The 21,598-nt window shown below is 49.3% G+C and carries 25 protein-coding genes and 1 pseudogene; 25 read left to right on the top strand and 1 reads right to left on the bottom strand.

The window, feature by feature from the left end:
- The first annotated feature begins 12 nt into the window (after window positions 1-12).
- The 19 genes from ACI4J0_RS10030 to recN all read left to right on the top strand — a co-directional run bounded on the left by ACI4J0_RS10030 (window position 13) and on the right by recN (window position 15,190).
- The gene (locus ACI4J0_RS10030; protein ID WP_439765668.1) at window positions 13-936 is read left to right on the top strand and encodes a stage III sporulation protein AA; all 924 of its coding nucleotides are present in this window, start codon (window positions 13-15) and stop codon (window positions 934-936) included.
- On the top strand, window positions 933-1,457 hold the full coding sequence (locus ACI4J0_RS10025) for a stage III sporulation protein AB (protein ID WP_439765667.1): 525 nt from the start codon (window positions 933-935) through the stop codon (window positions 1,455-1,457). The genes ACI4J0_RS10030 and ACI4J0_RS10025 overlap by 4 nt, the downstream gene beginning before the upstream one ends.
- A gap of 261 nt (window positions 1,458-1,718) precedes the next feature.
- Window positions 1,719-1,913 (top strand): stage III sporulation protein AC, encoded by a 195-nt coding sequence (gene spoIIIAC / locus ACI4J0_RS10020; protein ID WP_432649368.1) that lies wholly within the window; start codon window positions 1,719-1,721, stop codon window positions 1,911-1,913.
- Window positions 1,914-1,915: 2 nt separating this feature from the next.
- Window positions 1,916-2,311 carry a SpoIIIAC/SpoIIIAD family protein gene (locus ACI4J0_RS10015; protein WP_439765666.1) on the top strand — a complete coding sequence of 132 codons (396 nt, stop codon included), beginning with the start codon at window positions 1,916-1,918 and terminating at the stop codon, window positions 2,309-2,311.
- A gap of 11 nt (window positions 2,312-2,322) precedes the next feature.
- Window positions 2,323-3,465, top strand: coding sequence for a stage III sporulation protein AE (locus ACI4J0_RS10010; protein WP_439765665.1), 1,143 nt, complete (start codon window positions 2,323-2,325; stop codon window positions 3,463-3,465).
- Window positions 3,466-3,478: 13 nt separating this feature from the next.
- Window positions 3,479-3,964, top strand: coding sequence for a hypothetical protein (locus tag ACI4J0_RS10005; RefSeq protein ID WP_439765664.1), 486 nt, complete (start codon window positions 3,479-3,481; stop codon window positions 3,962-3,964).
- The gene (locus ACI4J0_RS10000; RefSeq protein WP_439765663.1) at window positions 3,951-4,472 is read left to right on the top strand and encodes a hypothetical protein; all 522 of its coding nucleotides are present in this window, start codon (window positions 3,951-3,953) and stop codon (window positions 4,470-4,472) included. Before ACI4J0_RS10005 ends, ACI4J0_RS10000 begins: the two co-directional genes overlap by 14 nt.
- Window positions 4,473-4,498: 26 nt before the next feature.
- Complete coding sequence (locus tag ACI4J0_RS09995) at window positions 4,499-5,080, top strand: SpoIIIAH-like family protein (RefSeq protein WP_439765662.1); 582 nt, start codon at window positions 4,499-4,501, stop codon at window positions 5,078-5,080.
- A 191-nt stretch (window positions 5,081-5,271) separates the two neighbouring features.
- The gene (gene nusB, locus ACI4J0_RS09990; protein ID WP_439765661.1) at window positions 5,272-5,724 is read left to right on the top strand and encodes a transcription antitermination factor NusB; all 453 of its coding nucleotides are present in this window, start codon (window positions 5,272-5,274) and stop codon (window positions 5,722-5,724) included.
- Window positions 5,724-6,677 carry a peptidase M22 gene (locus tag ACI4J0_RS09985; RefSeq protein ID WP_439765660.1) on the top strand — a complete coding sequence of 318 codons (954 nt, stop codon included), beginning with the start codon at window positions 5,724-5,726 and terminating at the stop codon, window positions 6,675-6,677. The genes nusB and ACI4J0_RS09985 overlap by 1 nt, the downstream gene beginning before the upstream one ends.
- Entirely contained in the window at window positions 6,674-7,861 is a 1,188-nt protein-coding gene (gene xseA / locus ACI4J0_RS09980) for an exodeoxyribonuclease VII large subunit (RefSeq protein WP_439765659.1), read from the top strand. The genes ACI4J0_RS09985 and xseA overlap by 4 nt, the downstream gene beginning before the upstream one ends.
- Before the next feature lie 35 nt (window positions 7,862-7,896).
- Window positions 7,897-8,082, top strand: a complete 186-nt coding sequence (gene xseB / locus ACI4J0_RS09975; RefSeq protein WP_439765658.1) for an exodeoxyribonuclease VII small subunit — start codon at window positions 7,897-7,899, stop codon at window positions 8,080-8,082.
- Window positions 8,082-8,966, top strand: coding sequence for a polyprenyl synthetase family protein (locus tag ACI4J0_RS09970; protein ID WP_439765657.1), 885 nt, complete (start codon window positions 8,082-8,084; stop codon window positions 8,964-8,966). The genes xseB and ACI4J0_RS09970 overlap by 1 nt, the downstream gene beginning before the upstream one ends.
- A 23-nt stretch (window positions 8,967-8,989) precedes the next feature.
- Entirely contained in the window at window positions 8,990-9,469 is a 480-nt protein-coding gene (locus tag ACI4J0_RS09965) for a divergent PAP2 family protein (RefSeq protein WP_439765656.1), read from the top strand.
- Between the two features lie 24 nt (window positions 9,470-9,493).
- Entirely contained in the window at window positions 9,494-11,374 is a 1,881-nt protein-coding gene (gene dxs / locus ACI4J0_RS09960; protein ID WP_439765655.1) for a 1-deoxy-D-xylulose-5-phosphate synthase, read from the top strand.
- A gap of 17 nt (window positions 11,375-11,391) precedes the next feature.
- Window positions 11,392-12,189 carry a TlyA family RNA methyltransferase gene (locus ACI4J0_RS09955; RefSeq protein WP_439765654.1) on the top strand — a complete coding sequence of 266 codons (798 nt, stop codon included), beginning with the start codon at window positions 11,392-11,394 and terminating at the stop codon, window positions 12,187-12,189.
- Window positions 12,190-13,050, top strand: a complete 861-nt coding sequence (locus tag ACI4J0_RS09950) for an NAD(+)/NADH kinase (RefSeq protein WP_439765653.1) — start codon at window positions 12,190-12,192, stop codon at window positions 13,048-13,050.
- Window positions 13,051-13,068: 18 nt separating this feature from the next.
- Complete coding sequence (locus ACI4J0_RS09945; RefSeq protein ID WP_439765652.1) at window positions 13,069-13,524, top strand: arginine repressor; 456 nt, start codon at window positions 13,069-13,071, stop codon at window positions 13,522-13,524.
- Window positions 13,514-15,190, top strand: a complete 1,677-nt coding sequence (recN, locus tag ACI4J0_RS09940) for a DNA repair protein RecN (RefSeq protein ID WP_439765651.1) — start codon at window positions 13,514-13,516, stop codon at window positions 15,188-15,190. The genes ACI4J0_RS09945 and recN overlap by 11 nt, the downstream gene beginning before the upstream one ends.
- A gap of 61 nt (window positions 15,191-15,251) precedes the next feature.
- Here the strand turns inward: recN and ACI4J0_RS09935 are convergent, their stop codons facing one another.
- Window positions 15,252-16,364, bottom strand: a complete 1,113-nt coding sequence (locus ACI4J0_RS09935; RefSeq protein WP_439765650.1) for a CapA family protein — start codon at window positions 16,362-16,364, stop codon at window positions 15,252-15,254.
- A gap of 224 nt (window positions 16,365-16,588) precedes the next feature.
- On the opposite strand from ACI4J0_RS09935, the gene ACI4J0_RS09930 reads away from it, so the two are divergent.
- From ACI4J0_RS09930 to ACI4J0_RS09905, 6 genes and pseudogenes are all read left to right on the top strand, one after another.
- Entirely contained in the window at window positions 16,589-17,257 is a 669-nt protein-coding gene (locus ACI4J0_RS09930; protein WP_439765649.1) for an HD domain-containing protein, read from the top strand.
- 22 nt (window positions 17,258-17,279) lie between these two features.
- Window positions 17,280-18,158 carry a putative ABC transporter permease gene (locus tag ACI4J0_RS09925; RefSeq protein ID WP_439765648.1) on the top strand — a complete coding sequence of 293 codons (879 nt, stop codon included), beginning with the start codon at window positions 17,280-17,282 and terminating at the stop codon, window positions 18,156-18,158.
- A 236-nt stretch (window positions 18,159-18,394) separates the two neighbouring features.
- Entirely contained in the window at window positions 18,395-18,946 is a 552-nt protein-coding gene (pyrR, locus tag ACI4J0_RS09920) for a bifunctional pyr operon transcriptional regulator/uracil phosphoribosyltransferase PyrR (protein ID WP_439765674.1), read from the top strand.
- Window positions 18,943-20,190: pseudogene (locus ACI4J0_RS09915) on the top strand (dihydroorotase); the annotation flags it as partial. The gene pyrR and the pseudogene ACI4J0_RS09915, both read left to right, overlap by 4 nt.
- Window positions 20,191-20,229: 39 nt before the next feature.
- Window positions 20,230-21,162 (top strand): orotidine-5'-phosphate decarboxylase, encoded by a 933-nt coding sequence (gene pyrF, locus ACI4J0_RS09910; RefSeq protein WP_439765673.1) that lies wholly within the window; start codon window positions 20,230-20,232, stop codon window positions 21,160-21,162.
- A gap of 44 nt (window positions 21,163-21,206) precedes the next feature.
- Window positions 21,207-21,598 (top strand): carbamoyl-phosphate synthase domain-containing protein (locus ACI4J0_RS09905; protein WP_439765647.1); only part of this gene is annotated, 392 nt, incomplete at its 3' end.

The raw sequence follows: 21,598 nt of genomic DNA, 5'->3' as shown, positions 1-21,598 counted from the left end.
AATGATATAAAAATGACGGCAGTTTCAAATGTGCTGAGATATTTCAGTCCCCGTATCTCAAAGGCGCTCGTCGGAGTGTGCGGGAATATCAGCGAGATAAGGCTGCGTTCGGGGGGACCCCTCAGCATAACCCTTCCCGACCAATATGTCTATCTTACGGAAAACGGAGCATATACAAGCTCTGCGGACAAAGCGCTCCGAGTGACTATGGAGGATATCCGACATTCATTCGAAGCAGTCTGCCGCTATTCGGTCCACAGCTGTCAGAGCCAGATAAACAGCGGCTTTGTGACCGTCGCAGGAGGTCACAGAGCAGGCTTTGGCGGCACAGCGGTCTATTCTCCCTCGGGAAAAATAGAAAATCTCAAATACATAAACGGCATAAATTTCCGCATAGCAGGGGAGGTGCGGGGGGCGGCAGATGAAATAGTCCTGACCGCTATGCAGAACGGGCTGAAAAGCGTACTCATATTCGGCGCACCCTGCTCGGGCAAGACCACTATACTAAGAGACCTTTGCCGTCAGGTAGGGGACAGGTACCCCGTCTCCCTTGTGGACGAGCGTTACGAGATAGCTTCCGTCAGCGGCGGAAATGCAAATAATCACGTCGGAGCTAATACAGATGTTTTCAGCGGCTTTTCCAAAACGGACGGGATACTGACAGCCATCAGAGTAATGTCCCCGAGAATGATAGTATGCGACGAGATAGGCTCCGACAGCGATATTTCGGCACTGAGACAGGCGTGGATAAGCGGAGTTAAAATTGCGGCTTCAACACACTGCGGCAGCGTGACAGAGCTCCTCTGCGGCAGCGTCTATCCTCTCATCGCCTGCAAAGCTTTTGAATACGCCGTATTAACTGAGGACAGGCATATAAAGCGGATATACAAGTCTGAGGAGCTTATAAAGCTTAAAGAAAGCGGTGATGAGGTATGATGATAAAACTAATAGGAACGCTTCTTCTGCTCATAACATCGGTAATGACAGGCTCCCTTGCGGCAGAGGGGCTGAAAGCAAGAGTCAGCGCATTGAAGCAGGTGCGGATAATGCTTGAGTCTTTGAGGCTTATGATACGCTATGAAGCCCTTGAGGTCTCGGAAATAGTCCGCCGTCTCTCTGAGGACAGTGAACTGTCGGGACTTAAATTTATCGCTCCCCTGAAAAAATACTCCGATGACTGCTTTGAAAAGGGACTTGCTTCCTTTGACGAGATCTGGGAAAAGGCACTGTCCGAAAATACGGGCGATATTCCTGCGGAGGGAGTATCGGTATTATCGAGAACAGGCAGAATACTCGGCTCCTGTGACTGTGACGGTCAGCTTTCCGCCCTTTCCATACTTTGTGAGGAAACGGACAGACTCATTATTGAAGCAAAGGAGCAGTATCTTGCCAAAGGAAAGCTGTACCGAGCGCTTGGCGCGGTCACGGGAGCATTTATCGCTGTGATAGTTGTTTAATACTATAGCGATCCACAAAAATATCCTGCCAAGTTCGGCAGTTCAAAGCTTGAATAGTGTCGTCACTCACCCTTGACAGGCGGCAAGCCTGCCTGCGGGTTCCTTCCTAACTCTTCAAGCTTTGCACTCGCCTCCTTTTGTCAGTCTATTTCTGTGTCTTGCTATAATCTTTGACCAACCTATAGACAGATCCTCGGCTTTGTCTGCAGAACGATTAAAGATCAGTATAATGCGATAACAAATGAAAGGAACGGTAAAGCAATGGATATCGAGCTTATTTTCAAGGTGGCAGGGGTAGGGATAATCGTATCGGTGCTGAATATTCTGCTCAAAAAGGCAGAGCGTGACGAGCAGGCGCTTATGACAACGCTTGCAGGGCTTGTGGTTGTGCTTATGCTTATGATAAGCGAGATAGGCGAGCTGTTCGAGACCGTCCGCGAGACCTTCGGTATATAGCTATGGCAGGGGATAAGCTTATTATAATAGCAGGAGTATGTATATTCGCCGCGGTAATGTGCCGTGTGTTCGACAGTACGGCAAAGGAATACGGGGTGTTAATAAAAACAGCCCTTGCCGTAGGGATAGCCGCCGTCGTTATTGACTGCCTCGTTCCTATGATCGGGCGGATAGAGGATATGTACGGCAGGATATCCGCAGATGAAGCCTATCTTACCGTAATGCTCAAGGGTCTCGGCATATGCTACCTCACCCAGCTTGCCTCGGACATCTGCCGTGACAGCGGCGAGGGCACACTTGCGGTGCAGGCGGAAATGGCAGGCAAGACCGCCCTGCTCCTTATATCTCTCCCGCTATTTGAAAAGACAGCACAGCTTGCGCTGGAGCTTATATATTAAAGGACAATGAAATGAAAAAGAAAATATTTGCCATAATAACAGCGACACTCACCCTCCTGCTGTTTTCCTTATCTGTATCCGCCGAAGAAATATCCCTGGGAGACCTTGCGGAGGAATACGGCATAAGCGAAATATCCGAAGCCCTGCCCTATGACGCGGAAAGCTTTCTGGATGATAAGGGCATCTCTCCCGATGACCCCGACAGCATAACAAAGCTGACTCCCAAAACCGTGGTCTCATATATGTGGGAAAAGCTTAAATACAGCGCCGCTGCTCCCGTGAGACTTTTCGGGATAGTCCTGTCGGTCATAATTCTCGGAGCCGCATCGGGAGCGGCGGCAGACTCCATCGGAAACAAAGGCAGCAGCGGGCTTTACAGGACCATAACCGTAATGATAGCCATAGTCCTGACCGTGCCCTCAATGGAAACCTGCATAAAAAACTCTGCCGCCACACTTGAAAGCGGCAGCGAGTTTATGCTCTGCTATGTGCCTGTGTTTGCAGGGATATCCGCCGCCGCAGGAAACGCCGCCTCATCGCTGAGCTACAATGCCATAGTCCTGCTCATTGCCGAAGCCGCGGTAAAGCTTGCCTCGGATATTCTTATGCCCGTCATATCCGTCTGTATGGCTATGAATATCATCGACGCCGTAAATCCCACATTCAGCCTGTCATCGGTGACGGGGCTTATGAAGAAGATGACGACACTGTTTCTCGGCTTCACAATGACCGTCTTTACGGGGCTTCTGTCCATTCAGTCCATCGTTGGAGCATCGGCGGACACTCTGGGCGTAAAAGCTGCAAAATTCGTGGTATCAAACTTCGTCCCCGTAGTGGGAAGCGCCGTAGCAGACGCATATTCCACAATGCGCTCGGGACTTGGGCTTCTCAGGGGAGCGGCAGGAGCCTTCGGGATAATCGCCCTCTGCGTGACCCTGCTGCCCCCCGTCCTCGAGACCCTCTGCCTTTATCTTGCAATGACCGCAGGGGAGGCGGCTGCCGAAATGTTCGGGGTAAAGGAGCTGGGTACATTTTTCAAAGGCGCAGCGTCGGTATTATCGCTTACAGCGGCAATACTAGCCTGCTTCGGGGTGATGTTTGTTATCTCCACCGTCATACTTATGGCGGCAGGACTTGGGACTGTGAATGCATAGGAGGAAAAGCTTTATGGATATGCTCTGTTCGGTATCGGCTTCTGCCTGCGTGCTTGGGATAATTTTTTCCGTAATAAACAGTATGACCCCCTCGGAGAAATTTGCCCGTCAGATGAATATAATTTTTTCCCTTATCCTTATCCTGGTCATCGTAAGTCCCTTTGCTAAGGGGGATATAGAGCTTGAAATATCCGATATTTCCGAAAATATCCCCGAGGATTATTCGTATATCTACAAGGAGCAGACAGACAGGCTAATAAGCGCAAATATCAGCGATAATCTGGGACAGGTGCTTTCGGAGAATGGAATATTCCCGCTAAAAATATCCGTAGATATAAATAATTCTTCAGACGGCAGCATATCTATTATTGGAGCAGAGATAATCCTCCCTGACAGCACAGACAGCGAAGCGGCTGCAAAGCTGGCGGCAGAGGCACTTGGAATTGAAAAGCAGCTCATAATCGTAAAAACGGAGGATAATGACAATGGAGATCCTTGATAAGCTCAAAGGAATTTACGGCAGGCTCACAGGCAGCAAAAAGGTAATGACTGTGGCGGCTGTTCTCGGAATTGCGGGAATGATGATGATATTATTTTGCGGAGGTAACGAAGATGAGACACAGAAGGAGAGCGTCCCCGAAACGCCCGAAGAAAGCATCTGGACAGACTATTGCCCTCAGACGGAGCGGCGGCTCGAAGAGCTTCTTTCCGCCATAGACGGGGTGGGAGAGGTAAAGGTGATGATAACAGTCAGCTCCACCGAGGAGTACATATATGCGCAGGCTGAAAGCGTAAACGGCGACAAGAAGGAACACGAGTACGTTACAGTCAGGACAGAAAATGGAGAGGAGGCGCTTTTAAAGCAGGTCAATACGCCTGTGATAACAGGAGTTGCGGCGGTCTGCGAGGGAGGACGCTCGGACAGAGTGCGTGAGGAGATATACCGCACGCTCACAGCAGTCCTTGACATACCCCCGAGCAGGATATATGTTGCCGCTATGGAATAATATTTATTAAAACGGAGGAATCATTTATGCGCAAACCAAATCTTATCATCGGAAAAAAGCAGATAATCCTTGCAGGACTTACCCTTGTTCTCGGAATTGCGGTCTATATGAACTACGTATTTTCCGAGGTGGGCGAGGAGATAGCCGCAGACGCAGATATCTCATCTGCCGAGAATGCCAGAGTGAATTACGGAGAGGCAGCATTTGTTAATTCCGACAGCCCCGAGGAGGTAAAGGAGGTATCCGCCGAGGTGGACTCTTCCGACTATTTTGCCCAGGCAAGGCTCTCGAGAATGACATCCCGTGACGACGCAGTCCAGACCCTTTCGGCGATACTCAACGGCGGCGACCTTACGGAAGAGGAGAATGCGGCATACACAATGGAAGCGGTAAATCTTTCTCAGCTTTCCGAAAGCGAGAGCAAGATCGAATCACTCATCAAGGCGCAGGGCTTTGAGGACTGCGTTGTGTATCTTGACGGGGAAACAGCAAGCATAGTTGTCCGCTCCGAAGGGCTTGCCGCCGATGAAGCAGCACAGATAAAGGATATTTTGTTAACAGAGGTGACAATTCCTGCGGAAAATATCAGAATTTTTGAAGTTAAGTAGTTGTGTATTTCTCAAAGATGTGATATAATAGAAACAGTGAATATATTTGCCGCTTTTGCATATTAAAGCGATAAGAGCGCCGAATGTAAGAACAAGCCTGTAGAATACCGAAAAAAATTCGGTATTCTCACAGGCTTTAGGGCGTATATCACATATCATCACATCTGATTACGGGAAAGGATATATAAAATATGGGTAAAGCATTAAAGAGAAGTCATATAAGAGAAGCTGCATTCCTGCTCATTTTTGAAAAGCTGTTCAGGGACGATACCTGCGATGAGATAATCGAGTCCGCGAAAGACGCCGACGAGTATGATTTCAATGATGAGGTCTGCCGCATCTTCAAGGCTGTTTCCGAAAAAGCCGGGGAGCTTGACGGCATCATCTCCGAATACAGCGAAAAGCGCAAGGTGAACAGAATTGGCAAGGTGAGCCTTGCGGTCCTGAGACTTGCCGTATATGAGTGCCTCTATGAGGAGTCCGTTCCCACAAGCGTAGCGATAAGCGAGGCTGTGCTGCTTACCGAAAGGTATGCCTTTGATACGGACAAGCAGTTTGTAAACGGCGTTCTCGGCTCGTTCTCACGCAGCGGAAAAATACCCGAAAAGAACATTCCCGAAAAAGCTCAGGGAGACGAGGAATAATGCCGCTTTTTTTAGGGCTTGATACCAGCAACTACACTACATCGGCGGCGCTTTTTGACAGCGAAAGCAGAAAAATGCTGTCACATAAAAAGCTTCTTTCCGTCAAAAGCGGAGAAGCGGGGCTTCGCCAGAGCGACGCTGTTTTTCAGCATACAAAGCAGCTTCCCGAAATAGTAAAGGGGCTGTTTTCCGGGTATGACGGGACTGAGGATATCACCGCTGTGGGAGCTTCTTTCAGACCGCGGAACATCGAAGGCTCCTATATGCCCTGTTTCCTCTGCGGAGAGGGGCTTGCGGACAGTATCGGAGCGATAGACCGTACCCCCGTTTATAAGACCTCCCACCAGATAGGACATATCCTTGCCGCCCTGTATTCCGCGGACAGGCTTTCTATGATAAATGAGCCCTTCATCGCCTTTCACGTAAGCGGCGGGACTACGGACTGCCTCTACTGCGAGCCCGATGAAAAGGAGCTTATCAAAGTCACCGAGACCGCATCTTCCCTCGATCTCAAAGCAGGACAGCTCATCGACCGCACAGGGCTTATGCTGGGGCTTGATTTTCCCTGCGGAGCCGCACTTGAAAAGATGGCTGAGAAGGCGGATAAAAGCATTAAGGCGAGAGCCGTAATGAAAAACGGTTCCTGCTGTCTTTCGGGCTTTGAAAACAAGGCTCGGGCAATGCTTGAAGGCGGCGAGTCTCCCGAAAATACCGCAAGATATATACTTAACGCAGTTTTTTCCTCGGTGTATGAAATGACCGAGTATGCCTATGGGGTATACGGAAAGCTGCCCGTAATATTTGCGGGGGGAGTTATGTCAAACGGATATATAAAAACGCTTTTATCAAAAAAGCTGGAAAATGTATATTTCTCCGCACCGGAATTTTCCTGCGACAATGCCGCAGGGATCGCGCTGTATGCATATTATACTTATGAAAGGCAGATAAAATGAGCAGCATATTGACCGTATCACAGCTCAACAGATATATGTCCTTCAAGCTCAAGGAGGACAGCAAGCTGCGAGGGCTTCTTGTCAAGGGCGAAATATCGGGCTTTACCCACCATATGCGGACGGGTCATTTCTATTTCACCTTAAAGGACGGGCAGTCCTCAGTTAAAGCCGTAATGTTCAACAGCTATGCGAGCACCTTGAAGTTTATGCCTCAGAGCGGTATGAACGTTATCGTTATGGGCAGCCTGCAGGTGTTTGAGCGTGACGGAGTTTATCAGCTTTATGTGACCGATATCCAGCCCGACGGCATAGGCGCACAGTATCTCGCCTTTGAGCAGCTAAAAGAAAAGCTTGCCGCCGAAGGACTGTTTGACCCCATATATAAAAAGCCGATACCACAGTTCCCCGAGCGTGTGGGTATCGTTACCGCGAAGGGCGGCGCCGCTCTCAGGGATATACTGAATATCTTAGGCAGGCGATACCCGGTGTGCGAGGCGGTTATTTTTCCCTGCGTGGTGCAGGGGGAATATGCTGTTGACTCGGTATGCGATGCTCTGGAATTTGCGGATAAAAGCGGCTGTGACGTTATCATCTGCGGCAGAGGCGGCGGCTCATACGAGGACCTTGCCGCATTTAACAGCGAAAAGATCGCACGAACTGTTTTTTCCATGAACACCCCCGTCATATCTGCCGTGGGACACGAGACCGACACCACTCTTATCGACTTCACCTCAGACCTGCGCGCTCCTACGCCCTCTGCGGCGGCAGAGCTTGCAGTTCCCGATATGTCTGCCCTTGCAGCGGCTGTGGGTTCATATAACAAGGCTCTGGACAATGCTTTTTCCGCGGTCATCGCCCGAAAGAGGCATGAGCTGCTGGCTATAGAGTCGGAGCTTAAAAATTACACCCCCTCCGCGGCGATATCGGCAATGAAGGAACGGCTTATATCAAACGAAAAAAGGCTGACGGAGGCAATAAACATCTGCCTTGAAAGAAAGCGCAGCAAAATAGCCTCGGGAGCCGCCGCTCTCGATTCCCTCAGCCCACTTAAAATAATGGCAAGGGGCTACAGCCTTGTATATAAGGAAGACACACTAATAAGATCGGCAGAGGAGCTTTCCGAGGGTGACAGGATAACCCTGAAATTTGCGGACAGCGAAGCAAGCGCTGTTGTGGGCGTATAAAGGAGAAAGGATATCGTATAAAGGAGATATGATAAATGAGCTTTGAAAAATCAGTTAAACGTGTTGATGAGATAATCGGCAGGCTTTCCGAGGGAGATGTTCCTCTTGAGGAAGCGATAGAGCTTTACAAAAGCGGCGCAGACGAGCTTGCAAAATGCAAAAAGCTCCTTGAGGACGCAGAAAAAGCCGTAATGACCGTAACCGCTGCGGAGGAGCTTTGATGATGAAGGAAATTCTTGATAAGCGCATCGGGAAAATAAACCGCAGATTAAAGGAGCTTATGAGCGCATACACAAAGGAAAACGCTCCCCGTCAGCTCGTATGCGCCGAGGCAATGGAATATTCGCTGGAAGCAGGCGGCAAGCGGATAAGACCCGTTCTTGTGACCGAGTTTGCCCGTATTTTCGGAAATGCGGAGGATAAAGCGGTGGACTGCGCCTGCGCTCTTGAGATGATACACACCTTTTCCCTTATCCACGACGATATGCCCTGTATGGACAATGACGATTTCCGCCGTGGAAAGCCCTCCTGTCACAAGCAGTTCGGGGAGGACATTGCTCTTCTTGCGGGAGACGCGCTTGAAAACTATGCCTTCGAGGTCATTGCCTCCGATGAAAAGCTGTTCTGGGAGCAGAGGGTCAGGCTTATAAAATGCCTGTCTCAGGCAGTCGGAATAATGGGCATGATAGGCGGTCAGACCATTGACGTGAAAAATGTGGGAAAGCCCTTTGACGCCCCGATGCTTCTGGAAATGTACTCCATGAAAACGGGCGCTCTCATAAAATGCGCCTGCGAAATGGGCTGTATCTGCGCCGAAAGGTACGATATGATACCGAAGGCGGAGGAATATGCCGAGGCGCTGGGACTTGCCTTTCAGATAGTGGACGATATCCTTGACATCACCGCAGACGAAAAGCTCCTCGGAAAGCCCGTTCACAGCGACGCTGAGCTGAATAAGGCTACATATCCTGCCGTATTCGGTCTTGACGCGGCAAAGCAAAAGGCAAAGGAGCTTACGGAAAAAGCAGTTTCCATAGCGGAAAGCTTCCCCGACAGCAGCTTTCTGTCACAGCTTACCTCGGCACTTCTCAAAAGGGAATTTTAATTGAAAGGGAATGTTATCTCATTATGGAGTATTATAATTATATCCTTGTAACTTCCGTTCTCGGCTGGTGTATCGCTCAGCTTCTTAAAACCATGATCAATCTTATAAAATACAAGAAATTCAGTGTTGAAAGGCTTTTCGGAGCAGGAGGGTGGCCCAGCGCACATTCGGCAATGGTATGCTCTGCTGCTGCGGGAGTGTATCGTGTTGAGGGCGTTGCTTCCACACAGTTTGCCATAATGTGCATCGTTGCGCTCATAACTATGTACGACGCCATGGGAGTGCGCAGAGCCGCAGGACAGCACGCAAAGGCTATCAACAGGATAAACCGCATACTCGAAAGCAAGCCTGCTTCCTCGGGCAAGCCCCTTGAGGATATTGCCCAAGCAGCCAATACCAGCATTGCGGTCATGAAGGAATATCTCGGACATACGCCCTTTGAGGTGGCAAGCGGAGCTATCCTCGGCGTGATACTTGCTTTTGTTATGCCGATAAAAATTTAAACGGAAAAATAAGGAACAGATAAAATGAAAGACAATACTACCGTAAGGCTCAGCGAGCTTGAGCTGCCTTATGACCTTAAAAAGCTCTCTATACCCCAATGCGTGAGCCTTTGCAGGGAGATACGGAATATTCTCATAAATACGGTCGCGGAAAACGGAGGCCATCTTGCTTCAAACCTGGGCACAGTAGAGCTTACAATGGCTCTGCACCGTGTTTTCTGCTCGCCCTTTGACAAGATCATCTGGGACGTGGGACATCAGGCATATACCCATAAGCTGCTCACAGGACGCTTGAACGAGTTTTCCACTCTCAGAACGGAGGGCGGCATATCGGGCTTTGCAAAGCCTTCGGAATCCGAGCATGATATTTTCATAAGCGGTCACAGCAGCAACTCCATTTCCGCCGCCTGCGGAATTGCAAAGGCAATGCGGCTGCAGGGCGATGACCATAACGTTATCGCAGTTGTGGGCGACGGCGCCTTTACGGGCGGAATGGTCTACGAGGGGCTTAATAACGCAGGAAAGAGCGATGATAATCTAATCGTTATCTTAAACGATAACGAAATGTCCATTTCCAAAAACGTGGGCGCTCTGGCAAGATATCTGTCCTCCCTTCGGGGCAGAAAAGCCTACGTGGAAGTGAAAAAAAGCGTTGAGAACGTACTTGACAAAACTCCCGTTGTGGGCAAGCCCGTTAAGGAGCTTATGCTTGCTTCAAAGGACGCTGTAAGATGGCTTCTTTACCGTTCAAACGGACAGCCTGCGGGGGCGACAATGTTTGAAAATCTGGGATTTATTTATTTAGGTCCCGTTGACGGTCACGATCTGAAAAGCCTTGAGGAGACTCTCGAGGCTGCCAGGGCGGCGAAAAAGCCTGTGCTTATCCATGTGAATACCGTCAAGGGAAAGGGCTACCGTCCTGCGGAAAAAAATCCGGGAGCCTTCCATGGGCTTGCTCCTAAAGCCATAAGGCAGGGAAATCCCGAGATAATAAGCAGCGACAGCTTTTCGGCGGTCTTCGGCAGCGAGCTTGCAAAGCTGGGAGCCTCCGACAAACGTATCTGCGCCATAACTGCGGCGATGAAATACGGTACGGGGCTTAATAAATTTGCAGAGGTCTGCCCCGACAGATTTTTCGATGTGGGAATAGCGGAGCAGCACGCCGTGACATTTGCGGCAGGCCTTGCGGTAAGCGGAATGATACCCGTATTTGCGGTATATTCAAGCTTTCTGCAAAGGGGCTACGACCAGCTGATACACGACGCCGCCATCAGCCGCACTCATATTGTCCTCGGAATTGACAGAGCAGGCGTTGTGGGCGAGGACGGCGAGACCCATCAGGGCTTGTTTGACGTTCCCATGCTCACCTGTATCCCGAATATCACCGTATATTCTCCCTCGGATTATGACGAGCTGAGACTTTGCCTCAGAAAGGCATTGTATGATACCCCGTCTGTGGCGGCGGTAAGATATCCGAGAGGTTCGGAAAGCGGCAATGCAAAAATGAAGCTTGACGAGACCAATATGCTCTGCTTTGAAGGTCACTGCGGCAAGGCTCTTGCGGTCGGCTACGGCAGGACGGGAAGCACCGTTTCGGAGGCTGTAAGAGACGGGGATCTTAATGCCGATGTTTTAAAGCTTGTAAGGATATTCCCCCTTGAAAGCTATGTCATCGACCTTTGTATGGGCTATGACAGGATAATCGTATTTGAAGAGTCCCTTCAAAGCGGCGGAATTGGGGAGCATCTTACGGCGGCTCTGGCTTCAAGAGGGTATAAGGGCGATATCCGTATAAACGCCGTACACGGATTTGTGAAGCAGGCGAAAACGGATAGCGTTCTTAGCAGATTTTCTCTTGATAAAGAGGGGATAGAAAATAAGATATCGGAGCTTTTAAAGGACTGACTATTCGGAGGTAGGCTATGCGGCTTGATGTGTTTCTGTCGGAAAAGGGACTTGTAAAAAGCCGTGAAACGGCAAAAAGAATGATAGCGGAGGGCGGAGTTTCCGTTAACGGCAATATTGTCACAAAGCCCTCAAAGGAGATATCCGAGGACGATGACGTGAGATTATGCGCTCCTCTCCCGAAATATGTGGGCAGGGGAGGACTGAAGCTTGAAAAGGCTCTCGGGTGCTTTAACATATCGGTAAACGGACTTGTCTGTATGGATATAGGCGCTTCCACAGGCGGATTTACGGACTGTATGCTGCAAAACGGCGCAGAATATGTCTATGCGGTGGACGTGGGGCACGGTCAGCTTGACGAAAGCCTTGTAAGCGACAAGAGGGTAAAAAATATGGAGGGCGTCAACATAAAGGACGTGTCGCCATCGGACTTCGACAGAGAGATACAGTTTATTTCTACAGATGTGTCCTTCATTTCTCTCAAGAAGGTCATTCCGAAAATCGGGGAGCTGCTTTCCGAAGGCGGCAGGGCAGTAATGCTCGTCAAGCCCCAGTTTGAATGCGGTCGGGCGGATATCGGCAAAAACGGCATCGTCCGCTCGGAGAAGGTGCACAAGGCTGTTTTAGGGGACATTATTTCCTTCTGCGGTCAGTGGGGACTTCCGGTGACGGGAGCGGACTTCTCTCCCATTCAGGGCGGCGATGGAAATATCGAGTATCTTATTTCTGTCCGGAAAAACGGCAGTGGGGGAACGCCAATCGACTGTGGCGAAATAATTTCCGAGGCTCACAAAAGCTTTAAGAAAGGCAAATAAATGAAAACTGTAATTTATCCGAATTTTTCAAAAAAGAATGCATACGAGACAACGGGCAAGGTCTGCTCAATGCTCCATAATATGGGATTTGAAATATTCTGCGGAGATAATCTCAGAGAGCGCTTTCCCGTTAAAAAATATGTGAAATTCATGCCCCTTGACGAGGCGGCGGAGCAATGCGACCTGATAATTGCCGTAGGCGGCGACGGAACAATTCTCGAAGCTTCGGCATATGCAGCGGAAAATGACAAGCTGCTGCTTGGGATAAATACGGGCAGGCTTGGCTTTATGGCTTCAATGGAGCCTGACGAGCTGTATAATCTTTCGCGGCTCATGAGCGGCGACTACGTGGTGGAAAACCGTATGATGCTCGACTGCGAATTTGCAGGCGGAGGAAGAAAGGACAGCTTCACGGCGCTTAATGATATTGTCATATCAAGCCAGTTCGGGCGGCTTGCGGATTATTTCGTGGAGATAAACGGCAGCAACGTGAGCACGCTCAGGGCGGACGGAGTAATCTTTTCCACGCCCACAGGCTCAACTGCATACGCTCTTTCGGCAGGGGGACCGATCCTTGAGCCGGGGCTTGAATGTATCCAGATGACCCCCGTATGTCCCCATTCCCTTGTCTCGAGAACAATGCTTTTTTCAACGGACAAAAAGCTTGAGGTAACATTCAGGTCAAAGGATAATACCCCCTTGTATCTGAGCATTGACGGGCAGGTATGCGAGAGCGCGGAGCAGGACGACAGGCTTGTCATAACACGTTCACGCAAATCCCTGCGGCTCATTGACATTCAGGGCAATTCGTTTTTCAATGCGGTGAACAAAAAGCTTTTAAACCCCATTAAGGATATTTGATAAAGGTCGGTAGGCGGAATGATAAAGTCAGAAAGACACGAGATTATCCTTGAGATAATTAAAATGAGTTCCATAGAAACTCAGGAAATGCTTCGTGAGCAGCTTTTAAAGCGGGGCATAGAGGTCACGCAGGCAACTCTTTCACGTGACATAAAGGAGCTTGGGCTGATAAAAAAGCAGGACCGCTATTTTGTGCCCCAGAAAAGCTCCGCAGAGATACCTGCACTTATAAGAGAGAGCGTAAATTCCGTGGATTATGCACTGAATACGGTGGTTTTCAAGTGCCACGCAGGAATGGCGATGGCAGCCTGCGCAATGTTTGACAAGCTGGGCTACAGCGGCGTTGTGGGTACCCTGGCAGGGGACGATACCATATTTATGCTGATGCGCTCCGAAAAGGACGCCGCCGCATTCGTCAAGGAAATGCAAAGCGTTATCTTCAAGGGTAAAAAGGGTGATTTTGATGCTCAGTGAGCTTTATATAAAAAATCTTGCAATAATCGAGGAAGCGTCTATCCCGTTTTCGGATAATTTCAACGTCTTTACGGGCGAAACGGGAGCGGGAAAGTCTATTCTCATAAACGGTATCAATGCCGTTCTCGGGCAGCGTATCACGAAGGATATCGTCCGTGCAGGCTGCGACAAGGCTGTTATCTCCGCATTGTTTACGGAGCTTTCGGACAATGTATGCAGCCGCCTTGACGAGCTGGGCGTATCTCACGAGGACGGACAGCTTATGCTCACACGTGAGATAAGCTCTGACGGCGGCAGCATTGCAAGGGTAAATTCCCGTGCTTCAACGGTCTCCGTGCTCCGTGAGATAGGGGAATGTCTTGTAAATATCCATGGTCAGCACGATAATCAGATACTTATGGACCCCGAAAAGCACCTCTCCATTCTCGACAGCTACGGAGGTCTGGAAAAGCAGACCGAGGAGTATCACGAAAGCTTCAAGCAGCTCCAGGAGATCTCAAGAAGGCTCAAAAAGCTCACTCTTGAAAGAAAAGAGAAAACAGAGCGGGAAGAAATGCTCAGGGAACGTATCGAGGAGATAGGGAGTCTGAGTATCGAGGAAAACGAGGACGAAGCTCTGGAGGCGGAGTATAAGATAGCTCAGAACAGCGAGGATATCTGCGCTGCTCTCAACGAGGCGTACAGCTTTTTAAACGGCGTTGAGGACAGCGATATTCCCGGAGCCGCAGAGCTTGTTTCCAATGCCTGCGGAGATATCTCAGCCTTTTCGGAGGCAATGCCGTCTCTTAAAAATCTTTCCGACCGACTTGAAAATGTGAGGGTGGAGCTTGAGGATATAGCTTCGGAGATATCCTCGGAGCTTGATAAGATAGATATCGACGCGGAAAGATACGCCTTTCTTACCGACCGTCTGAGCGAGCTTAACAGGATAAAAAAGAAATACGGCCCCGAGCTTTCGGACGTGCTTGAATGTTATAACAATGCGGCAGAGGAGCTTGACGAGTTCGAGTCATCTTCCGACGAGATTGAGCAGACCGCCGCTCAGAGGGAAAAGCTTCTTGCGGACGTTTCGGAAAAAGCAAAATGCCTTTCCGCAGCAAGAGCGGAAGCGGCTGAAAGATTTTCCGCACAGGTGGAGGAGGAGCTTAAATTCCTTGATATGCCCAATGTGAAGATATGTGCCGCAATGGAAAAGGGCAAGCTTACCGCCGCAGGTATGGACACACTCGAGTTTATGATATCCACAAACGTGGGCGAGGGAATGAAGCCTATGTCAAAGATCGCATCGGGCGGTGAGCTTTCAAGGATAATGCTTGCTCTCAAAAATGTGATCGCCGAAAAGGACAATATCCACACCCTCATATTCGACGAGATAGATACGGGCGTCAGCGGCAGGGCAGCTCAGAAGATTGGCATCAAGCTCAGACAGGTCTCAAAGCACCAGCAGGTATTATGCGTTACTCATCTTTCCCAGATGGCGGTGATGGCGGACAATCATCTGCTTATCGAGAAAAAGACCCGTGACGGCAGGACATATACATCTGTTCATCGCCTTGATTTTGAAGAGCGCAAGCGTGAGATAGCAAGGATAATGGTGGGCGAGAATATCACCGACACTGCACTGAAAAACGCCGAGGAGCTGCTTCTGAGCAGCAGGGACATATAATTACAAAAGCAGCCTTTGAACACAAGATCAAAAGCTGCTTTTGTTATCTGTATAATGAAGCTTACGGCTCAACAGGGGAGTCCTTTCCGCCGTACATATACGCTAAAGTCTTTGAGATCTCCACAGGGTCTGTAACGGGAGTGGGCTGCCAGTTGTTATGGTCGCCCGAATATACATAAAATGGAATAAAGCTTTCCTCCTGAGATATGTAGGCTCCGCTTTCATCAAAGTTAAAGGTCTCGGTAAGTATCACCGTTTTGTTTTCGGGAAGTCTGCTTCCGCCGTAGCAGAAGTTGCCGAGAGAATAGATTATATCAACGCCGTTATAGTTTTCCATAGGTCTGAGAACATGGGGGTGTGAGCCGACGATAAGGTCTGCGCCCATATCCGCATATTTATGGCACATCTCGACCAGCCAGTCCTCGGGCACATGCTCCTTTTCGGTGCCGCCGTGGAAAAACAGTATCTGAATATCGCTGTTTTCCTTCATCTCCTCAAACTTCGGGGTGATGACAGGCTCGTAATTCGCTCCGAACATATTTGCGCAGAGAATACCGAATTTAACGCCGTCCTTTTCCACATAAACGGGGTGGTCGATATCTCCCCACAGAATATCTGCATTGTCAAGCGCCTCTGCGGTATCGTTATAGCCTTTGGTCCCGTAATCCATAGAGTGGTTGTTGGCGATGGAAACAATGTCAATGCCGCCGCTTTTCAGGATATCGGTGGTGCTTGAGGGGGACTTGAACCAGAAAGCCGTTCCCGATTTTGAGCGCTTTGCAAGATTTCTGTCGGAAATGACAAATTCGTTGTTAGCCACTACGAAATCGCTGTCTTCATATACGGGAAGAGCCTTCTCGAAGAAGTATGAAGAGGGCTTTTCCGCCGCATATGCCTTGAATGAGTCGGGACGGGTATCTCCCGAATTTGAGGCAAGGAGACAGTCTCCGAGAAAGGTGAAGGTTATGCTCTTGCCTGCCGTAAGTGAAAGCTCCTTGTCCGACACAGGCTCGGTTATCACTTCGGTGACTGTTTCGGCAGGGGGGATAGTTTCTGCCGCCACCTCTGCGCCTGCAATGTCACCTGCGCCGCCGTCTCTGTACAGCTTGCGGCAGCCGTAGACCATTACCGCTGTCACCGCAGCAAAGCATACTGCGGTCTTTAATATTTTCATTATATGTAACATCTCCCGATGGGACCCAAAAGGTCCTGTTTCTTTTGTTCATATGCGGAGTGTCTCCGCTTTATATCTCTATATATTATATTATAGACCCTTTACCGATGAAAATCAAGTTAAAATTTGGTTACAATTGCAGAAGAACTCACAAATTCCTTGACAAATCGGCTGACTGTGGTATAATAAACAAGTAATGCTTTTACAGAGGAATGGTTATATATATGTCAAGCAATGTCACCTATAAGTATATCAAGCAAAATCCCGATATCCACACATATATCAAAAACGCCGATGCCGCTGTTGCGGTTCAGGGCTATACGGAGCATTCCTTTGCCCACGTTGAAAAGGTCGCGGATACCGTTAAAATGATACTTGAGGGTCTCGACTGTGACGAGAGAAAGGTCGAGCTGGGAATGATAGCGGCTTATATGCACGATATCGGCAATGTCATAAACCGTGTGGACCACGCTCAGAGCGGTGCGGTCATGGCATTCAGACTGCTTGATAATCTCAATATGCCCGCCGAGGAGATATGCGCAATAATCTCGGCTATAGGAAATCACGATGAGGGAACGGCTCAGCCATTGAACGCAATAACCGCAGCGCTTATAATTGCCGACAAGACCGATGTCCGCCGCAGCCGTGTGAGGAACATAAACGATCTGGCACAGGATATCCACGACAGAGTTAATTTTGCCGTGGAAAGGTCCGAGCTTAACTTCAACGAGGACAAAACAGAGCTTATCCTGGAGCTTACCATCGACAACAGGATATCTTCGGTAATGGAATATTTCGAGATATTTATGAACCGAATGATACTTTGCAAAAAATCGGCAGAATTTCTCGGCGTAAAATTCAGGATCAGGGCAAACGGCTCGGATCTTGTCTGATCATGGAAGGACAGATGTTTTTATGCAGACAATCCCATATATTGGATACAGTCTATATCAGATGTTTCTGATGTTCTGCTTCTGGAGCTTTGTGGGCTGGTGTATCGAGGTCATAGATATGACCTATGAGACGGGAGAGTATCAGAACAGAGGCTTTCTGAATATGCCCATATGCCCCATCGAAGGGCTGGGAGTTATTATGGTGACGGTGCTTTTTCGCCCCATAAGCCATACCATTGTGCCGCTTTTTTTCGCCTGCACGATTCTCTGCACCGCATTTGAGCTGTTTGTGGGCTGGGGAATGGAAAAGCTTTTCCACGCACGCTGGTGGGATTATTCTCATATGAAATTCAATTACAAGGGTTACATATGCCTCAGAAACTCCATTTTTTTCGGAGCCGGCTGCGTTGTGGTCATAAGGTGGATACAGCCTATGGTGGAGAAGGCGATCGACGCTATCCCTATCAATGTGGGAATGACCATTGTTATTATAATGGCAGTGCTTATCGCCGTGGATACGTTTGTATCGCTTATGGCTGTCAAGAAGCTCAACGAAAGGTTCAGACGAATTGACGAGATATCAAAGCTTATGCTTTCAGGCTCTGTGAAGGTGGGTATGAAGCTTGCCTCGGGCACTCTCAAGGTCAAGAGCAATGTGGACAGGATAATAGATGTGAAGGACAACGTGGTGGAGAAGGTACAGGATATGAACTCCGCCAATATGGACAGGCTGAGAAGCGAATACAGCCGTCTCGTTGAGGAAAAGGACGCATTTACCGAAAGACTTGCCAAGACCCTTATTTCCCATAAATATTCCGAGTCATTAAGAGCGGTGAAGGATAAGCTCAGAGGCAGGATGACCGAAACGGGCATTTCCGATGAAGACGATGAAAATGAGTGATAGGCAAATTCATCAAAAATTCATTGTTTTTTATGTTGACTTTGGCATAATAATGTGATATAATATATCAAGATAAATAAGCAACCTTTAAGTCGTTCCCGTGAGTTCGACAAGGCAGCTTGAATTTGATATTTGCGGCAAGGCTTTATATGGCTATAGCTTTGCGGTTTTATATGAATTTTCAAAACTGTCTGTCGGGCTTCGGCAGGCAGTTTTTTTACGGAGGTACAGAGACAATGGTTCAGAAAGCGGTCATTCTTGACGAAAAATCTATGAACCGTGCCATCGCACGCATTTCCTGCGAGATAATCGAGAGAAACAAGGGCGTTGACGGTCTTTGCTTCATCGGGATAATGTCGAGGGGTGTTTATATTGCAAAACGCATTGCTTCACGTATTAAGGAAACAGAGGGCTTTGATGTTCCTGTTGGTATTCTTGATATCACCGCTTACCGTGACGATATCAAGGCTTCGGACAGGGACAGGTCCTCTGTTTCTTTTGATGTAAGGGACAAAAAGGTCATTCTTGTGGACGATGTGATATTCACGGGAAGAAGCTGCAGAGCCGCCATTGACGCTGTTATGAGCCGCGGCAGACCGCGAAATATCCAGCTTGCCGTTCTTGTGGACAGAGGTCACAGGGAGCTTCCTATAAGACCCGATTACGTGGGCAAGAACGTTCCCACATCACGGGAGGAGACTGTCAAGGTCATGGTAACAGAGGCTGACGGCTGCGACAAGGTGGTCATTCTTGAAAACGAAGAGGATTTGAAAGGAATAGATAAATGAAAACACTTTACAAAGATCTGACTGTTTACAGTGAAAAGGAAGCTGTCAAGGCTGATGTTCTGGTGGACGGGGACAGGATAGCGGAGGTTTCGGAGAATATTACCGAAAGCGCAGACCTTGTTTACGACTGCAAGGGGCTTGCGGCGTTCCCCGCTCTCTGCGACATTCACGTTCATTTCAGAGACCCGGGGCTTACCTATAAGGAGGACGTGGTTTCGGGCTGTGCTGCCGCGGCGGCAGGCGGATTTACCGCAGTTGCCTGTATGCCCAATACCAAGCCCGTATGTGACAGCGCGGAAACAGCCGATTATATCATAAAAAAGGCTGAGCCAACGGGAGTCAGCGTATATCCCGTATGCTCCGTAACAAAGGGTATGAACGGCGAAGAGCCTGCCGATTATGACGAATACGTCAGGGCAGGGATAAAGATGATATCCGACGACGGCAGACCCGTTGAAAATGCGGAGCTTATGAGACAGGCGCTTGAAAAGACAAATGACAACGGACTGCTTGTGGCTTCCCATTGTGAGGATCTTGCCATTATAAACGGCGGAATTATGAACAAAGGGAAAATTTCCGAAAAGCTCGGCGTAAAGGGAATGGACAGAGCCTCCGAGGACAGCATAACCGCCCGTGAGATAGCTCTTGCGGATTCCTGCGGCGCAAGGATACACATATGCCACGTGTCCACAAAGGGCAGCGTGGGCATTATCAGGGACGCAAGGAAAAGGGGAGTGAGAGTCACCTGCGAAACGGCTCCTCACTACTTTATGTTTACCGATGAAAAGCTGCTTGCGAGAGACGCAGATTTCAGAATGAATCCCCCTCTCAGAGAGAAAGAGGACGTGAGAGCGGTGCTCGAGGGCGTAATGGACGGCACTATAGACTGTATCGTCACCGACCATGCTCCCCACAGCCCCGAGGAAAAATCCGACTTCCTTAAAGCTCCCAACGGCGTTGTGGGACTTGAGACCTCCTTCGCCGCTTCATATACTGCTTTGTGCAAAAGGGCAGGGCTTCCCGTTACAAGGCTCGTTACCCTTATGTCCGCCGCTCCCAGACGGCTCCTCGGCATTGAGGAAGCCCGCATTGAAAAGGGCGCAAGGGCAGAATTTATGATAGCAGACCTTAACAGGGAATGGACCGTTGAACCCGGAAAATTTGCTTCAAAGTCCCGAAACAGCGTTTTCAAGGGCGAGAGGCTTACGGGCAAGGTGCTTCTTACCGTTTCGGGAGGCAAGGTAATTTACGAATATCCGTCAGCAATAAAAAGGAGTGATCGTATGTCATTTGACAGACTTATTGACAAAATTATCGAAACACAGAACCCTACTGTGGTAGGACTTGACCCCAAGCTTGAATATATCCCCGAATATATCAAGGAAAAGTGCATAGCAAAGCACGGCGCAGGCTTCAAGGCTGCGGCTGCCGCTCTTTACAAGTTCAACAAGGGCATTATCGACGCTGTATGCGATGTTGTTCCCGCGGTGAAGCCTCAGGCGGCTTATTACGAGATGTACGGCTACTATGGCGTAAAGGCGCTGTACAAGACCATCAGGTACGCTCAGTCAAAGGGTATGTACGTTATCCTTGACGGCAAGAGAAACGATATCGGCGCAACTATGGAGGCATATTCCTCGGCATATCTGGGAACGACAGACGTATTCGGCGAGAAGGAGGCTGCTTTCGGCGCGGATTCTCTTACCGTAAACGGATATCTGGGCACCGACGGCATTGCCCCCGCGCTTAAAACAGGCGGCAGCATTTTCGTGCTCGTAAAGACCTCCAACAAGTCCTCGGGCGAGCTTCAGGACAGACGTCTCTGCGACGGCAAGACAATTTACGAGACAATGGGCGATATGTGCGAAAAGTGGGGCGCTGACAGCATCGGCAGCTACGGTTACTCCGCAGTGGGAGCGGTTGTGGGCGCAACCTATCCCGCAATGCTTGCCGAGATGAGAGAAAAGCTTCCTCACACCTTCTTCCTGGTTCCCGGCTACGGAGCACAGGGCGGCGGCGCTGAGGGCGTGGCTGTGGGCTTTGACAAGAATGGTCTGGGAGCTATCGTAAACTCTTCCCGCGCGGTAATGTGCGCATACAAGAAGGAGGGCTGCGACGAGCATGAGTATGCCGCTGCGGCAAGGCGCGAGGTGCTGAGAATGAAGGAGGATATCACCTCTCATATTCCAAAGATCAAAGCACCCGAAAATAACTGATTTTAAAGCCGTATTTCGGCAATCTATATTTAGGAGGATAACTTATGTCTTTATTCAATATGGGAGACAAGGCTTATGTTATGCTTGCCAACGGACGGATATTCGAGGGATATTCCTTTGGTGCCAAAGGAACGTCCATAGGAGAGATCGTCTTTGCAACGGGTATGACCGGCTATGAAGAAACCTTATCCGACCCCAGCTACTACGGTCAGATAGTTACCCAGACCTTTCCGCTTATCGGAAACTACGGCGTGAACGATTCGGATTATGAGTCAAAGGGCTCCTGCGTAAGCGGCTACATCGTAAGGGAATGGTGCAATTCTCCCTCTAATTTCAGAAGCGAGGGAAATGTGGACGAGTTCCTCAAAAAGCATAATATCATCGGTATCCACTCCATAGACACCAGATGTCTTACAAGAATTATCCGTGAAAGCGG

The sequence above is a fragment of the Huintestinicola sp. genome (assembly GCF_051882455.1).
GTDB lineage: Bacteria > Bacillota > Clostridia > Oscillospirales > Ruminococcaceae > Huintestinicola.
Note: the sequence above shows the minus strand (reverse complement) of the source record. Positions and strands in the feature narration are given on the sequence as shown.

Excerpts from the sequence above, each read along its gene's own strand:
- ACI4J0_RS10030 (WP_439765668.1), top strand. The coding sequence starts at position 13 with ATGACGGCAGTTTCAAATGTGCTGAGATATTTCAGTCCCCGTATCTCA.
- ACI4J0_RS10025 (WP_439765667.1), top strand. The coding sequence starts at position 933 with ATGATGATAAAACTAATAGGAACGCTTCTTCTGCTCATAACATCGGTA.
- spoIIIAC (WP_432649368.1), top strand. The coding sequence starts at position 1,719 with ATGGATATCGAGCTTATTTTCAAGGTGGCAGGGGTAGGGATAATCGTA.
- ACI4J0_RS10015 (WP_439765666.1), top strand. The coding sequence starts at position 1,916 with ATGGCAGGGGATAAGCTTATTATAATAGCAGGAGTATGTATATTCGCC.
- ACI4J0_RS10010 (WP_439765665.1), top strand. The coding sequence starts at position 2,323 with ATGAAAAAGAAAATATTTGCCATAATAACAGCGACACTCACCCTCCTG.
- ACI4J0_RS10005 (WP_439765664.1), top strand. The coding sequence starts at position 3,479 with ATGGATATGCTCTGTTCGGTATCGGCTTCTGCCTGCGTGCTTGGGATA.
- ACI4J0_RS10000 (WP_439765663.1), top strand. The coding sequence starts at position 3,951 with ATGGAGATCCTTGATAAGCTCAAAGGAATTTACGGCAGGCTCACAGGC.
- ACI4J0_RS09995 (WP_439765662.1), top strand. The coding sequence starts at position 4,499 with ATGCGCAAACCAAATCTTATCATCGGAAAAAAGCAGATAATCCTTGCA.
- nusB (WP_439765661.1), top strand. The coding sequence starts at position 5,272 with ATGGGTAAAGCATTAAAGAGAAGTCATATAAGAGAAGCTGCATTCCTG.
- ACI4J0_RS09985 (WP_439765660.1), top strand. The coding sequence starts at position 5,724 with ATGCCGCTTTTTTTAGGGCTTGATACCAGCAACTACACTACATCGGCG.
- xseA (WP_439765659.1), top strand. The coding sequence starts at position 6,674 with ATGAGCAGCATATTGACCGTATCACAGCTCAACAGATATATGTCCTTC.
- xseB (WP_439765658.1), top strand. The coding sequence starts at position 7,897 with ATGAGCTTTGAAAAATCAGTTAAACGTGTTGATGAGATAATCGGCAGG.
- ACI4J0_RS09970 (WP_439765657.1), top strand. The coding sequence starts at position 8,082 with ATGATGAAGGAAATTCTTGATAAGCGCATCGGGAAAATAAACCGCAGA.
- ACI4J0_RS09965 (WP_439765656.1), top strand. The coding sequence starts at position 8,990 with ATGGAGTATTATAATTATATCCTTGTAACTTCCGTTCTCGGCTGGTGT.
- dxs (WP_439765655.1), top strand. The coding sequence starts at position 9,494 with ATGAAAGACAATACTACCGTAAGGCTCAGCGAGCTTGAGCTGCCTTAT.
- ACI4J0_RS09955 (WP_439765654.1), top strand. The coding sequence starts at position 11,392 with ATGCGGCTTGATGTGTTTCTGTCGGAAAAGGGACTTGTAAAAAGCCGT.
- ACI4J0_RS09950 (WP_439765653.1), top strand. The coding sequence starts at position 12,190 with ATGAAAACTGTAATTTATCCGAATTTTTCAAAAAAGAATGCATACGAG.
- ACI4J0_RS09945 (WP_439765652.1), top strand. The coding sequence starts at position 13,069 with ATGATAAAGTCAGAAAGACACGAGATTATCCTTGAGATAATTAAAATG.
- recN (WP_439765651.1), top strand. The coding sequence starts at position 13,514 with ATGCTCAGTGAGCTTTATATAAAAAATCTTGCAATAATCGAGGAAGCG.
- ACI4J0_RS09935 (WP_439765650.1), bottom strand. The coding sequence starts at position 16,364 with ATGAAAATATTAAAGACCGCAGTATGCTTTGCTGCGGTGACAGCGGTA.
- ACI4J0_RS09930 (WP_439765649.1), top strand. The coding sequence starts at position 16,589 with ATGTCAAGCAATGTCACCTATAAGTATATCAAGCAAAATCCCGATATC.
- ACI4J0_RS09925 (WP_439765648.1), top strand. The coding sequence starts at position 17,280 with ATGCAGACAATCCCATATATTGGATACAGTCTATATCAGATGTTTCTG.
- pyrR (WP_439765674.1), top strand. The coding sequence starts at position 18,395 with ATGGTTCAGAAAGCGGTCATTCTTGACGAAAAATCTATGAACCGTGCC.
- pyrF (WP_439765673.1), top strand. The coding sequence starts at position 20,230 with ATGTCATTTGACAGACTTATTGACAAAATTATCGAAACACAGAACCCT.